Source organism: Paenibacillus sp. CB74 (assembly GCF_055687625.1).
Map to the genome: position 1 here is coordinate 4,558,997 of NZ_CM146009.1, position 15,047 is coordinate 4,574,043.

At 49.8% G+C, this 15,047-nt stretch carries 7 protein-coding genes, 3 rRNA genes and 1 riboswitch; all 10 genes read right to left on the reverse strand.

What is annotated here, in order from left to right:
* Positions 1 to 166 precede the first annotated feature (166 nt).
* The 10 genes from rrf to ACX9NY_RS20125 all read right to left on the reverse strand — a co-directional run bounded on the left by rrf (position 167) and on the right by ACX9NY_RS20125 (position 14,970).
* Positions 167 to 283 (reverse strand): 5S ribosomal RNA (gene rrf / locus ACX9NY_RS20080).
* Between the two features lie 76 nt (positions 284 to 359).
* Positions 360 to 3,285: ribosomal RNA gene (locus ACX9NY_RS20085) — 23S ribosomal RNA — on the reverse strand.
* 304 nt (positions 3,286 to 3,589) lie between these two features.
* Positions 3,590 to 5,141, reverse strand: a 16S ribosomal RNA gene (locus ACX9NY_RS20090).
* The 16S, 23S and 5S rRNA genes sit together here, the layout of an rRNA operon.
* Before the next feature lie 815 nt (positions 5,142 to 5,956).
* Positions 5,957 to 7,333 (reverse strand): NCS2 family permease, encoded by a 1,377-nt coding sequence (locus ACX9NY_RS20095; protein ID WP_253430011.1) that lies wholly within the window; start codon positions 7,331 to 7,333, stop codon positions 5,957 to 5,959.
* A 172-nt stretch (positions 7,334 to 7,505) separates the two neighbouring features.
* Positions 7,506 to 7,605, reverse strand: a riboswitch (purine riboswitch).
* A 369-nt stretch (positions 7,606 to 7,974) separates the two neighbouring features.
* Complete coding sequence (locus tag ACX9NY_RS20100) at positions 7,975 to 8,214, reverse strand: hypothetical protein (protein ID WP_150364231.1); 240 nt, start codon at positions 8,212 to 8,214, stop codon at positions 7,975 to 7,977.
* A 246-nt stretch (positions 8,215 to 8,460) separates the two neighbouring features.
* The gene (gene guaA / locus ACX9NY_RS20105; protein WP_339239472.1) at positions 8,461 to 9,999 is read right to left on the reverse strand and encodes a glutamine-hydrolyzing GMP synthase; all 1,539 of its coding nucleotides are present in this window, start codon (positions 9,997 to 9,999) and stop codon (positions 8,461 to 8,463) included.
* A 214-nt stretch (positions 10,000 to 10,213) separates the two neighbouring features.
* Entirely contained in the window at positions 10,214 to 10,354 is a 141-nt protein-coding gene (locus tag ACX9NY_RS20110; RefSeq protein WP_342571800.1) for a hypothetical protein, read from the reverse strand.
* Between the two features lie 17 nt (positions 10,355 to 10,371).
* The gene (locus ACX9NY_RS20115; RefSeq protein ID WP_472474691.1) at positions 10,372 to 12,738 is read right to left on the reverse strand and encodes a DUF4129 domain-containing transglutaminase family protein; all 2,367 of its coding nucleotides are present in this window, start codon (positions 12,736 to 12,738) and stop codon (positions 10,372 to 10,374) included.
* Positions 12,725 to 13,984 (reverse strand): DUF58 domain-containing protein, encoded by a 1,260-nt coding sequence (locus ACX9NY_RS20120; RefSeq protein WP_253429993.1) that lies wholly within the window; start codon positions 13,982 to 13,984, stop codon positions 12,725 to 12,727. The genes ACX9NY_RS20115 and ACX9NY_RS20120 overlap by 14 nt, the downstream gene beginning before the upstream one ends.
* Entirely contained in the window at positions 13,981 to 14,970 is a 990-nt protein-coding gene (locus ACX9NY_RS20125) for an AAA family ATPase (protein ID WP_342571797.1), read from the reverse strand. The genes ACX9NY_RS20120 and ACX9NY_RS20125 overlap by 4 nt, the downstream gene beginning before the upstream one ends.
* Positions 14,971 to 15,047 lie beyond the last annotated feature (77 nt).

Below are 15,047 nucleotides of genomic sequence, written 5' to 3' on the forward strand. Positions count from 1 at the left end.
AAATCCCTGATAGAGAAATGATCCTTTTAAAGTTATTTAACATTCTCATAAATATTGAAATAAAAAAACAGCCTTGGTTATTTACCAGGGCTGTTAAGGTTTATATAAGTATTTAGGATTAAAATAAAAAAGACACACTCGATATGATCAAGTGTGTCCTTCGATTGCTTGGCGGCGTCCTACTCTCCCAGGACCCTGCGGTCCAAGTACCATCGGCGCTAGAGGGCTTAACGGTCGTGTTCGGGATGGGTACGTGTGGAACCCCTCCGCCATCGCCACCAAACGCGTAGCTTACATTTCAGAGATCGTTCTCTGAAAACTAGATTCGAAACGAAACATGCGAACTATCACTTGCATATTTGGATAAGCCCTCGACCGATTAGTACTGGTCAGCTCCATGCATTGCTGCACTTCCACCCCCAGCCTATCTACCTCGTCGTCTTCAAGGGGTCTTACATACTGGGAAATCTCATCTTGAGGGGGGCTTCACGCTTAGATGCTTTCAGCGTTTATCCCGTCCGTACATAGCTACCCAGCGGTGCTCCTGGCGGAACAACTGGTACACCAGCGGTACGTCCATCCCGGTCCTCTCGTACTAAGGACAGCTCCTCTCAAATTTCCTACGCCCACGACAGATAGGGACCGAACTGTCTCACGACGTTCTGAACCCAGCTCGCGTACCGCTTTAATGGGCGAACAGCCCAACCCTTGGGACCTACTTCAGCCCCAGGATGCGATGAGCCGACATCGAGGTGCCAAACCTCCCCGTCGATGTGGACTCTTGGGGGAGATAAGCCTGTTATCCCCAGGGTAGCTTTTATCCGTTGAGCGATGGCCCTTCCATGCGGTACCACCGGATCACTAAGCCCGACTTTCGTCCCTGCTCGACTTGTAGGTCTCGCAGTCAAGCTCCCTTATGCCTTTGCACTCTTCGAATGATTTCCAACCATTCTGAGGGAACCTTTGGGCGCCTCCGTTACTCTTTAGGAGGCGACCGCCCCAGTCAAACTGCCCACCTGACACTGTCCCCGCACCGGATTACGGTACCAGGTTAGAACCTAGATACGATCAGGGTGGTATCCCAACGTTGCCTCCACACAAGCTGGCGCTCATGTCTCTCAGGCTCCCACCTATCCTGTACAGATCGTACCCAAATTCAATATCAAGCTGCAGTAAAGCTCCATGGGGTCTTTCCGTCTTGTCGCGGGTAACCTGCATCTTCACAGGTATTAAAATTTCACCGGATCTCTCGTTGAGACAGCGCCCAAGTCGTTACGCCATTCGTGCGGGTCAGAATTTACCTGACAAGGAATTTCGCTACCTTAGGACCGTTATAGTTACGGCCGCCGTTTACTGGGGCTTCGGTTCACAGCTTCGGATTGCTCCTAACCACTCCCCTTAACCTTCCAGCACCGGGCAGGCGTCAGCCCGTATACTTCGCCTTACGGCTTCGCACAGACCTGTGTTTTTGCTAAACAGTCGCTTGGGCCTTTTCACTGCGGCCCCCTCGTGCTATTCACACTACCGGGGCACCCCTTCTCCCGAAGTTACGGGGTCATTTTGCCGAGTTCCTTAACGAGAGTTCTTCCGCGCGCCTTAGAATACTCTTCTCGCCTACCTGTGTCGGTTTGCGGTACGGGCACCTTCACCTGGCTAGAGGCTTTTCTTGGCAGTGTGAGATCATGACCTTCGCTACTACAATTTTCGCTCCCCATCACAGCTCAGCCTTATGATGTGCGGATTTGCCTACACATCAGCCTCACTGCTTAGACGGACATCCATCAGTCCGCGTCACTACCCTACTGCGTCCCCCCATTGCTCATAACGGCTTACGGTGGTACAGGAATTTCGACCTGTTGTCCTTCGACTACGCCTTTCGGCCTCGCCTTAGGTCCCGACTTACCCTGAGCGGACGAGCCTTCCTCAGGAACCCTTAGGCTTTCGGCGGATCAGATTCTCACTGATCTTTTCGTTACTCATACCGGCATTCTCACTTGTATAATGTCCAGCGCTCCTTACGGTACACCTTCAACCCTTATACAACGCTCCCCTACCCCTGATGCAAAGCATCAAGCCATAGCTTCGGTGGTGTGTTTAGCCCCGTTACATTTTCGGCGCAGAGTCACTCGACCAGTGAGCTATTACGCACTCTTTCAATGGTGGCTGCTTCTAAGCCAACATCCTGGTTGTCTGTGCAACTCCACATCCTTTCCCACTTAACACACACTTGGGGACCTTAGCTGATGGTCTGGGCTGTTTCCCTTTTGACAATGGATCTTAGCACTCACTGTCTGACTCCCGGAAGTAAGTCTATGGCATTCGGAGTTTGACTGAGCTTGGTAACCCTTGCGGGCCCCGCACCCAATCAGTGCTCTACCTCCACGACTCTGTTTTCCGAGGCTAGCCCTAAAGCTATTTCGGGGAGAACCAGCTATCTCCGAGTTCGATTGGAATTTCTCCGCTACCCCCACCTCATCCCCGCACTTTTCAACGTGCGTGGGTTCGGGCCTCCAGTGCGTGTTACCGCACCTTCACCCTGGACAGGGGTAGATCACCCGGTTTCGGGTCTACGTCCACGTACTACATCGCCCTATTCAGACTCGCTTTCGCTGCGGCTCCGGCTCTTCACCTTAACCTTGCACGGGAACGTAACTCGCCGGTTCATTCTACAAAAGGCACGCCATCACCCCTAAAACGGGCTCTGACTTTTTGTAAGCACACGGTTTCAGGTTCTATTTCACTCCCCTTCCGGGGTGCTTTTCACCTTTCCCTCACGGTACTGCTTCACTATCGGTCGCTAGGAAGTATTTAGCCTTGGCAGATGGTCCTGCCGGATTCATACGGGGTTTCACGTGCCCCGCACTACTCGGGATCCGTCTCGGAGGGAACAGACTTTCAATTACAGGGCTTTTACCTTCTTTGGCGGGCCTTTCCAGACCTCTTCGTTTAACCAGTTCCTTTGTAACTCCATGTGAGACGTCCCACAACCCCAAAGAGCAAGCTCTCTGGTTTGGGCTTCTCCGCGTTCGCTCGCCGCTACTGACGGAATCACTATTGTTTTCTCTTCCTCAGGGTACTTAGATGTTTCAGTTCCCCTGGTATGCCTCACACTAACCTATGTATTCAGTTAGGTGTAACTGGAAATTACCCCAGCTGGGTTTCCCCATTCGGACACCCCCGGATCAAAGCTTGCTTACAGCTCCCCGAGGCAGTTTCGTTGTTCGCCACGTCCTTCATCGGCTCCTAGCGCCTAGGCATCCTCCGTGTGCTCTTAGTAGCTTAACCATTGCGCTCGTGTTCGAGCTGTCGCTCCGCTTGGTTTGCTTGCGCAAATCCAAAAGTCGCTCCATTTCGATCACTCGCTCCAGCAATCTACCGTTTTTATTGAAACTTGTTTACACAAGTTCAGCTAAAAAGGAATGTTCTAATTCGCATTTACTTTCGTTTCGATATCTAGTTTTCAAAGAACAAGCTCCATGCAAAAGCAAGCTGTTTGAGAGTTTGAGCTCTCAAAACTGAGCAACGAGTGAGTGTTTTGCAGCTAAGCTGCGTATTTGAATGTTTCCACGCGGGAAACGATTCTCCATAGAAAGGAGGTGATCCAGCCGCACCTTCCGATACGGCTACCTTGTTACGACTTCACCCCAATCATCTATCCCACCTTCGGCGGCTGGCTCCTTGCGGTTACCCCACCGACTTCGGGTGTTATAAACTCTCGTGGTGTGACGGGCGGTGTGTACAAGACCCGGGAACGTATTCACCGCGGCATGCTGATCCGCGATTACTAGCAATTCCGACTTCATGCAGGCGAGTTGCAGCCTGCAATCCGAACTGAGACCGGCTTTTTAGGATTCGTTCCACCTCGCGGCTTCACAGCCCGTTGTACCGGCCATTGTAGTACGTGTGTAGCCCAGGTCATAAGGGGCATGATGATTTGACGTCATCCCCACCTTCCTCCGGTTTGTCACCGGCAGTCACCTTAGAGTGCCCATCCGAAGTGCTGGCAACTAAGATCAAGGGTTGCGCTCGTTGCGGGACTTAACCCAACATCTCACGACACGAGCTGACGACAACCATGCACCACCTGTCTAGCATGTCCCGAAGGAAAGGACTATCTCTAGCCCGGTCATGCTGATGTCAAGACCTGGTAAGGTTCTTCGCGTTGCTTCGAATTAAACCACATACTCCACTGCTTGTGCGGGTCCCCGTCAATTCCTTTGAGTTTCAGTCTTGCGACCGTACTCCCCAGGCGGAGTGCTTAATGTGTTAACTTCGGCACCAAGGGTATCGAAACCCCTAACACCTAGCACTCATCGTTTACGGCGTGGACTACCAGGGTATCTAATCCTGTTTGCTCCCCACGCTTTCGCGCCTCAGCGTCAGTTACAGCCCAGAGAGTCGCCTTCGCCACTGGTGTTCCTCCACATATCTACGCATTTCACCGCTACACGTGGAATTCCACTCTCCTCTTCTGCACTCAAGTCACCCAGTTTCCAGTGCGATCCGGGGTTGAGCCCCGGGATTAAACACCAGACTTAAATGACCGCCTGCGCGCGCTTTACGCCCAATAATTCCGGACAACGCTTGCCCCCTACGTATTACCGCGGCTGCTGGCACGTAGTTAGCCGGGGCTTTCTTCTCAGGTACCGTCACCTTGAGAGCAGTTACTCTCCCAAGCGTTCTTCCCTGGCAACAGAGCTTTACGATCCGAAAACCTTCATCACTCACGCGGCATTGCTCCGTCAGGCTTTCGCCCATTGCGGAAGATTCCCTACTGCTGCCTCCCGTAGGAGTCTGGGCCGTGTCTCAGTCCCAGTGTGGCCGATCACCCTCTCAGGTCGGCTACGCATCGTCGCCTTGGTGAGCCGTTACCCCACCAACTAGCTAATGCGCCGCAGGCCCATCCCCAAGTGACAGATTGCTCCGTCTTTCCAGTTTCCTTCAGGCGAAGAAAACAACTATTCGGTATTAGCTACCGTTTCCGGTAGTTGTCCCAAACTTGAGGGCAGGTTGCCTACGTGTTACTCACCCGTCCGCCGCTAAGTCTCAAAGAAGCAAGCTTCTTATCAACTCCGCTCGACTTGCATGTATTAGGCATGCCGCCAGCGTTCGTCCTGAGCCAGGATCAAACTCTCCAATAAAGTATTGAAAAGAGCGATAAGCTCATTTTGAATCTGACGAGATTAAAAATCTCATTTGTGCTCCAGTCGATCCAAGCCAAGGCTTATCTCAAACTTTCGCCTTCATTCTGCAAGCAGAATGTTTACTCACTCGTTGTTCAGTTTTCAAAGATCAAACTTGTTCGTTACCGAATGTCATTCTCTTCAGCAACTCTTATATAATATCATGTCCGAACCAACTTTGCAAGCTCTTTTTTAAGTTTCTTTCGAAGCTTATTTCATTCGCTTGCCGCACCGTGTATCTCGTGTTTTCTTGGCCGGAATTAGAATATACCATGTACAGTTATCGGATGCAAGTCTTTTTTTTCGAATAAGATTAGTTTCTTCAAATATATTATCCATAGTCCTTTAACAAGCATTTCCTCAGTGTCGGACGTATGATACGTATGAAAAAATACTCCCGTACGATTAACCAATCCTATTGTAGAGAAAACTCCTTTTCTATACACGCTACCACAATTGTGCTAATGACATTCAGATCACGAGAAGTTCACTTCACTATTATCCTTCATTGTACAAGAAAGTATAGTATAGAATTTTCATACTTATAGAAACATGCTAACTGTATGATCTCATTGGATAAATAATCAACAGATCATAGAACATTATACTCATTCCTTCTATTATAGAAGGAAACAATTTTGAAATTCATTTTACTCAAGTAAAGAAAACAAAAAAAGCGAAAGCTCCCGGTTTAGATCCCGTGGCTTCCGCTTTTCTTTCATATATAAGGCTACATACTTAATGCAGTATTCTTCCTCACAACTATTGTATGCTTACTCCCCGCCAATAAATACGTATCGGCAGACTACAATGATTGCTAAGATCCACATGAGCCAGTGAATTTTAACTTTACGCTCTGTAACCAAGTTACTGAACACCGCCAGAATCACATAAGATACGATACCTGCGGAGATCCCGTTTGCAATTCCGCCTGTGAAAGGCATCAATACAATGGTAAGGAACGCTGGGAAAGCTTGCAGGAAATCATCCCACTCGATGCTACGTACTTGACTCATCATAAGCACACCCACGATGATCAATGCCGGAGCTGTCGCAGCGGATGGAACAACCAGCGCAAGCGGAGCGATAAACAGGGCCAAAATGAACAACAAACCTGTCGTTACCGAAGTCAGTCCTGTACGCCCACCCGCCTCAACGCCTGAAGCACTTTCAACGTATGCCGTAATTGTACTTGTACCCAGTGCAGCACCTGCACTGACACCAACTGCATCGACGAGCATCGCTTTACCGATCGTTTTCTCGCCTTTTTTCTTGTCCTTCATAATCCCCATACGTGTTGCCGTACCAACCATCGTACCGAACGTGTCGAACAATTCAACGAAGGTGAAGATGAAGATGATCTCGAACAATCCGAGACTGATAGCACCTTTCAAATCCAGTTGTCCAACTGCCAGATCGCTGAAGTTAGGCAACCAGCTTGCGCCTGAAAGACCACTCAGATTCGTAACACCCATTGGAATACCAATCAGCGTTGTTACTACGATCCCGATCAGCAGAGCGCCTTTGACACGCATAACCATCAGTATAGCTATCAGGAGCAAACCAATCAGAGCCAGCAATGCATCGTGATGTGTTACAAAGTTGCCCAATGACAGGTTAAAACTGCTACCCGGAATCGGCTGACTCAGGTCTGCGTCTGGTGCGACATTAACGGTTACCGCCACGAGATTAGCAAGTTTGAAACCGATGATGGTAATAAAGAGACCGATACCCACCGTAATGGCCATTTTGATCGACTGCGGAACTGCCACAAGCAGCATTTGCCGAATCTTTGTCACGGTCAAAATAATGAACACGATACCGGAAAGGAATACCGCTCCGAGAGCAGCCTGCCAAGTAATCGCCCCGTTCGAACTTAGAACAACAGTCATGAAGTACGCATTCAATCCCATACCTGGTGCAAGCGCGATTGGAATATTCACGAACAATCCCATAATAATAGTCATTAATCCGGCACCGACGGCTGTTGCAAAGAATACTGCATTATCCGACATACCCGCTCCGGCCTGTCCCAAGAACAACGTATTTACGAAAAGAATGTAAGCCATTGTCATAAAGGTAGTAAGACCCGCAACAATCTCCGTTCTAACATTTGTTCCGTTTTCTTTTAATTTAAAAAAACGATCCATAATTCACTAACTCCCCCTTAGAGATGTTGAAGCCATATTGAAAAACGACAAATGACCCTGATGAAGATTCTTCACCCAGGGTTCAGCTGACAAGGAGCGGCACGATGCCATTTACTAAGAACAAAAAAAATTCTAATGTGCGTGATGTCCCGCAATCATGTAGAATTCCTGTGCTCAGCCTTCTCCTCTTCGTAGCCAGATCATTAGGGTGATCTCGTAGAGACTCTCAGGCCAATTCCCGAGATTATACGAATTAGTATGCGCTATTTGTTTGTTTCCCATCACTATTTTAGGAGGGCAGTATGTTTTTGTCAATCATAAAAACGAATGTTAATATCGATATCCTATAATATCGTTCGTATTATTTAACAGATTGAACCAGTTCAGCGGTTTACAACCCAATTGTATGCGCTTTTTTCGGTGAAATCTCTAGGGAATATGTTCATTCTGTCAGACTAGGAAGTTCAGCAGTTTAACATAAAAAAGCTAGCCTGATCAAAGGGCGAAAAGCGCTCTAATCTGGCCAGCTTATGTTTCTGATGCGTTTTGGCAATCAGGTGAATAGTCAATGTTAATTAGGTATATGGAGCAATTGGCGACATGTTCCGGAGCTTTTTTTTACCGGATCAGTCCTATGTTAGTTAAATCTCTGTCTGTGGAGCATCCTGTCCCTCTTGTTGTTCCTGATTCGTGTTCGTTGTTAAGTCCGGGTTTCTGGTCTGATCGGAAGAAGCATCCGCTGCCTCTAAGTTCACAAGTGGAAAGTCTCCTGAACCGGAAGCCAGGTCTTGCATACCTGAACCGCACCCTGCCAACATCACCATCAGAAATGCACTTCCAATGCCCATTTTCCACTTGCTCATATAGTCGGTTTTACGCATACATTCAATCTCCTTTCAGTAGCCATATTAGCTCTTAGTATATCCTTATTGTACAGCCTGGACCTGAAAGAATCATGAAATGAACTTTAAAATGGGATGAAATTCTAGAGATTATTAATAAGGAACAGCGCCTGGATTAATGTTTACTCATACGGTACGGTACGCAATAAAAAAGACTCCCTTCTATTTGCTAAACACCGCAGATAAAAGAGAGTCTTTTTTCAATCTATTGTTAAGGCGTATATCCTATTCCCACTCGATCGTTGCAGGTGGTTTGGATGTTACATCATAAACGATACGGTTGACGTTATCGACTTCGTTAACGATCCGTACGGAGATTTTCTCCAGCACATCCCAAGGGATACGTGCCCAGTCCGCAGTCATACCGTCGATAGATGTTACTGCACGGATACCTACAGTGTAGGAATACGTACGTGCATCACCCATAACGCCTACACTCTTCATATTCGGCAGAGCTGTGAAGTACTGCCAGATTTCTCGGTCGAGACCGGCTTTGGCAATCTCTTCGCGCAGGATGTAGTCCGAATCACGAACAATTTTGAGTTTCTCTTCAGTAACTTCACCCAGAACACGGATCGCAAGACCCGGACCAGGGAATGGCTGACGGTGTACAATTTCGTCCGGCAGGCCACACTCGGTACCGACTTTACGTACTTCATCCTTGAACAACGTGCTCAGTGGCTCGATGAGTTTGAAGTTCATGTCCTCAGGCAGACCGCCCACGTTGTGGTGGGATTTGATCGTCTGTGCAGTCGCTGTGCCACTTTCCACGATGTCCGTGTACAGTGTACCTTGCGCCAGGAATGCAAAATCATCGAACTGCTTGGACTCTTCATCAAATACGTAAATAAACTCGTTACCGATAATTTTACGTTTTTGTTCTGGATCATCCACGCCAGCCAGCTTGGACATGAAGCGTTCTTGAGCATCAATTTTGACAACTTTCATGTCGAATTTCCCAACAAACGTCTCCATTACACTCTCAGCTTCACCTTTGCGCAACAGACCGTGGTCGATAAACATACATGTCAGTTGATCACCAATGGCTTTGTGAAGCAATGCAGCAACAACGGAAGAATCTACGCCGCCGCTAAGAGCACACAGTACTTTACTGTCGCCCACTTTTTCACGAATGTCTTTGATCGTGTCATCAATGAATGTTTCCATCGTCCAGTTGCCTTCGCAACCACAGATTTCGAACAGGAAGTTGCGAATCATGTCGTTACCTCGAACTGAGTGACGTACCTCCGGATGGAACTGAACAGCATACAATTTACGCTCATCGTCGCTCATGGCAGCGATTGGCGCACTTTCCGTGCCTGCATCCAATTTGAAACCTGGAGGAAGTGTAACCACGTGGTCACCGTGACTCATCCATACGGTATGTTCACCTTCAATGCCTTTTGCAAGTGCAGATCCAGCAGCAAATTCAAGGTCTGCTTTACCATACTCACGCTTCTCGGAACGCTCTACTTTACCTTCGAGCTGTTGAGCCATAAGCTGCATCCCGTAACAGATCCCGAAGATCGGCAAGCCCAGGTCATAGACAGCCGGGTCGACGTGTGGAGCATTCTCAGCGTATACGCTGGACGGCCCACCTGAAAATACAATCCCTTTTGGTGCCAATTCTGCGATCTTCTCCGCCGGTGTATTATACGGCAAAAGCTCACTGTATACGCCAAGATCCCGGATTCTTCTGGCGATTAACTGGTTGTATTGGCCCCCAAAGTCAAGGACAACCACAATCTCATTCTGCTTATTCATAACCGTGCCTCCCTCAATTCAATGAAACTAATTATACGCAACGACAAAACATACCGTCAAGGAAAGGCGAAACTCCTTTTTTCGACATATCAAAACAGGATTGCCAAATGCCTCTAAATATGAAATTCCGATCAGAAAACATAGCAGCAAGATGCTGGTTCAAGTGTATGATCGTGGAAAGACGCCTCGTTCGCAGCGGAGCGCGAAAGGCGTCTTATGTGTAACATGCAACAATGGACAACCGAAGCACAATAGAACAGATGCGCCAGTGGTGATCATCTGCTGCTGCAACCTGCCAATCTGTATCGGAAGCGATAGCGAGATTGCAATCACCGGCAGGTTGTGTGGCCTCCATGTTGTAACATCCTTGGGTTACAACGCCTGCAATCGCCGGGCCAAACGAAGTGCCCGGCGCAGGAAGTCCAGACTGTCTGCGCGCAGCGGACGGTCTGGCCCGTACAGCAGCCGTTCCCAGTCGGCTGCAAACCGCGCGATGTCCGCGCCGTCGGCGCATGCGGTCAATGCCGGTGATGCTGCATATTCACGCAGCGTCATCCCCGGCGGCCGCGGGCCGTACTGGCGCGCGAGCGCGGCCCAGACCGGAGCGGCGGCGCCCAGCAGCCGCTCGCGGTCTGGAAAGCTGCTGCGCGGCCATGCCAGCAGCAGCCTGATCCGCAGCGCGGGGTGTAGCCGCCGCATGCGGATCACAGCAGCGGCGCCCAGCAGGGCCGCTGCGACAAGGGCTGCCGCGAGCCCCGGCTCCGCGGCAATGGCCCGTGCGCGGGCGAGCAGCCATGCGCCCGCGTTAGCCCATCCGCCGCTCATATACGGCGGAGTCTCTACAACAGGCTGCGGCCCGGCGAGCGCTGCGACATCTTCGCCCGCGCCTTGCGCCATGCTGAAGCCCGGCGTAGCCTCGAACGGCATCCAACCTGCCCCTGGAAAATACACCTCTACCCAGGAATGTGCATCTCCTTGGGAAATGATATATTGACCTGGTATATTCGGGTCAGCCATCCCAGACCCGAAGCCTTTAACCCAGCGGGCAGGAATTCCCTCTGCACGCAGCAACACAATCATGGCAGTGGAGAAATGATTACAATACCCCTGCCGTGTGACGAATAGAAAATCGTCCACAAAATCTGTTCCACGCGGTGGCATACGGGTATCAAGCGTATACTCGGCATGAGCAGCCAGATAAGTCTTGACGGCTTGTACAGCGTCATACCGAGTCTCACTGCCTTGAATGATTTCCTTGGCGAGCGTCTGCACCCGACCCGGGAGAGATGTGGGCAATTGCAGATATGTCCTCCGTATAGAGGCAGGATCTTTCCCTTTATTCACATTCCCTAACAGACGTAACTGTTCCGGCGAGGCCACAGGAAACATGACGTCTGCCGTATAATTTTTAACCATATGATCTTCGCCGGCGTTTGCAAGCCACAACGTTGCGGAATCTCGATTAGATAACAACGTAAGCATGTTCTCCTCATTATTGCTGTTCTTATCTTGAAACGATACATTCAGCGGGATTCCCCCGGTAAATAACGGATTCGGCCCTTTCCATTCCCGTTTCATCGTGACCGTTTGGCGGATACGTTTCCAATAGGTTTGATTCTCCCAACCATCAGAACGCAGGACTCCGTAAGGACTGGCCGTTTCAAAGCTTTGCTCTGGGTCACTCCAGGTACTACCGTTATAATATGAACGAGTCTCTCCTCGCCAATACGTCACTTCCGGACTCTTTGCTGTAAAAAAGAGGGCATTCCCCTGCACCAGAGGTGCTCCCATGGGCGCATCTGCCGTGCTATATCCCGTTACCGCCGTTGCAGCAGGGATGCTACTGTGCTGTGTATAACCTGCCCAGCGAGCTATGCGTTCACCCATCTGCTCCAGGGATATGCGTTCCGGTTGAGGTATGGAAGCGAACTGACCAGGTAACGCAGAGAAAAGGACCATACCTGTGGAAGCAACAATGGTTATAACGCTCCAACGGCCATAGGGACTGCCACGATAACTCGGGGTAGTTACTCCTCCGTTGAGGCGTAGTAGCTGAAGCAGAGCCTGAATTAGAAAAGTCCATAACACAGACCGTATTACTGAAGCATATACATCCAACCCCGCAAAGGATTCAAGCAGAAGCAAGTATACCAGCGTTGCACTGCCAAACAGCATAACGCTTCTACGCAGCAATACAAGGGATTGCACAGAAGCCATGAGCATGCTCCAACCGCACATCATGAACAGTCCTCTCGTTTCTGTACTAATCGAGTGGAATCGCCAGTTATCCATAAAGGTGTCCATATCCGCTGAAAGTATTCCCGGGTATGCAACCGCCCAACGGGCAGGATCACTTCCTCCATACATCAGACATAGCGCAGCGAGTGCAATAAATAATCGGATCAGTATTCCGGTGATCCACCCTGTACGAATTAACCCTGCGAGCAGCAATGCTCCAGTTAACCCCGCCATTACGGACAAGAAACGTTCACTGCCCTGCTGACCTGATGACGTAACAGGATATATCCACTCCAGAGACAGTATAAGTAAAATGGCCGAAATAAATATCCTATACAGAACCGGCACTCTAACAGATCCCTCATCCTTTATCTCTGTAAGAGAAGTGTGGTTCACATTTCTAACTACAGAATGGACCGATTCTAATCTCAGACGGGCTGTTGACGCTTTGTCAGCCGCCACAGTGGAATTGGGTTCCTGGTTTTTATTACGCTCCCACATCCGTTACCTCCACCTTTCCCAATGAAGATAACGCAACGTCTGTAACCGCTTGAATCAATACCCCGGTGTGACGAAGCCGCTCTATACTTGAGCTGTCATGCTCAATTCCAGTCATGAATCTATCCTTTGATCCTAGCTGGTTCGTTTCAGCCAATTGCACCTCTACACGATAACCTGAACCCATTGCAGTTATAATCCATTCGGTCAGAACCTGATCGATCTTGCCTGTGAGAACCACAATTCGCGAACCGCGCGCCAGTCCATCCAGCATCTCCGTTCGGAGTGAAACCGACACGGATTGGGCTGTGGATATTCGTGCTCCTGCTAGTCTGTCCAGACCATGACACTCATCATCTGCCTGGAATGACCCATGTCGCCATTGATCTTGTTCATTACGACTCTTATCTCCGCCTTCCATCCACAGATGATAAGGAATGTCGTCCCGCTCAGCCGTATGAATCCAGCGGGCGGCTGCACCCACCACTCGTTCAAAAGCAGGTGCTTCCATAGTCTCTGGCTGTTTTACCTCATAACCCGATGCGCCTTCATACACAAGGATGCCCAGTGAAGCCAGATCTGTGGTATCGGGCAGAAAGGTCTGAAGTTGCCCCGTTTTGGCTGTGCTTTTCCAATGAATACGTCCCAGCGGGTCACCCTGTTGATATTCACGGAACTCGGGGCTACGGTTTCCCTGGCTATTTCTTCTCTCCGACAGAGTCCCTTCGATCATCGCTGCGAATTCTGCTGAATCCCCCTCCCCCCAAGCCGATGCTTGAGGAACAACAATCAAGGGGGTGCCGCCTGCGGTCTCTGTAGAGTGGGTATTCCAGCCAAACAGATCTCCCCAGTACAATCTGCCCGTATCCCATCTGTAGACCCCTCTGCGTAAACCGGAACATTCATATTGATAGGAAAATTGCCGCCGAGTTCCCGGGAAAATTAATTTGCGATGAACACCTGCAGGTGAATTTTCACACAGAACGATCCATAACAATGGAATACGACATTCGAATTCCAGTTCGACTTGAACCCGCACCCGCTCGCCTGCCTCAATCCGATTCGCATGTATTTTCCGACGGATGTGAATACGCCGTGGTCCGAACCAATGGAGAAGCAGACCTCCTATGAACATCAAGCAAGCCATAATGGATAGAAACAACGCCGCTTTGCCACCATGCCACTGATATAAGGAAGCCAAAGCCACCACAAGGACAGCACTCAACATCCGTTGTCCCAGAGCAGTCATTGCCTCCGTCCCCTTCCCTGTGATGCCATTTGTACAGGAACAGGGACGGATGACAAGGCTTCTTCAATGACTTGGACTTGTCCCCAAACCTCCGCTCTGTTCTGGGCCTTCAATTGAATTCGATGTGAGAGAACAGGCACAGCCAACTCTTTCACATCATCGGGAATGACATAACTGCGTCCTTGAAGGTAGGCAAACGACTGCGCCGCAGCCATCCAGGCCAGTGTTCCACGCGGGCTGATGCCCAATCTGACCGCCGGAAGGCTGCGAGAGGCTACAGCAACGGCCACCAGATACTGTTTGACGACCGGGTCAACATGTACCTGTTTGACTTCACGCTGCATGGCTACAACTTCTTCAGCAAGCAGGACAGGGCGAAGTTCATCAAGCTCTTCTCTACCTTGCATCCGACTTAACAATTCCAATTCCTGTTCCGGATCGGGATACCCCAGTCCAATCCTCATGATAAATCGATCCAGCTGCGCTTCAGGCAGCCGGTACGTACCCTCAAACTGTAACGGATTCTGTGTCGCCAGCAGAAAGAAGGGGCGTGGCAAGGCATAGGTTGTTCCATCAACCGTAATACGTCGTTCCTCCATTGCCTCCAGCAGGGCAGACTGAGTCCGGGGTGAAGCCCGGTTTATTTCATCCGCCAAGACAACGTTGGACATGACAGGTCCGGGGCGAAACTTGAATTCAGCTGTATGTGGATGATAGATTGAAGTGCCCGTAACATCTGCCGGCATGACATCGGACGTGAATTGAATCCGGCCCATGGAGCAGTCCAACGCGGAAGCAACGGCACGAACCAGCATGGTTTTCCCGGTACCCGGTACATCTTCCAGAAGTACATGCCCCCCACTGAGCATTGCAGTGAGAACATAACGAATCTCTGTTTTTTTGCCAACAATCACACTTTCAACACGTTTCATGACCCTGTTTAACAATTCAACCGCATGTTCATGTTCCATTCGGATATAAGACATTTCTCCTGATCTCCTTCCGTCCATCGGCATTTCTGAACCATAGTAATCTATGATTCAGTGTTGCCCGGAAGTAGAGA

What these genes read in the sequence shown, in the direction of transcription:
- ACX9NY_RS20110 (WP_342571800.1), bottom strand. Translation starts at nt 10,354, where the DNA reads ATGGAGGCCACACAACCTGCCGGTGATTGCAATCTCGCTATCGCTTCC.
- ACX9NY_RS20120 (WP_253429993.1), bottom strand. Translation starts at nt 13,984, where the DNA reads ATGACTGCTCTGGGACAACGGATGTTGAGTGCTGTCCTTGTGGTGGCT.
- ACX9NY_RS20100 (WP_150364231.1), bottom strand. Translation starts at nt 8,214, where the DNA reads ATGCGTAAAACCGACTATATGAGCAAGTGGAAAATGGGCATTGGAAGT.
- ACX9NY_RS20115 (WP_472474691.1), bottom strand. Translation starts at nt 12,738, where the DNA reads ATGTGGGAGCGTAATAAAAACCAGGAACCCAATTCCACTGTGGCGGCT.
- guaA (WP_339239472.1), bottom strand. Translation starts at nt 9,999, where the DNA reads ATGAATAAGCAGAATGAGATTGTGGTTGTCCTTGACTTTGGGGGCCAA.
- ACX9NY_RS20125 (WP_342571797.1), bottom strand. Translation starts at nt 14,970, where the DNA reads ATGTCTTATATCCGAATGGAACATGAACATGCGGTTGAATTGTTAAAC.
- ACX9NY_RS20095 (WP_253430011.1), bottom strand. Translation starts at nt 7,333, where the DNA reads ATGGATCGTTTTTTTAAATTAAAAGAAAACGGAACAAATGTTAGAACG.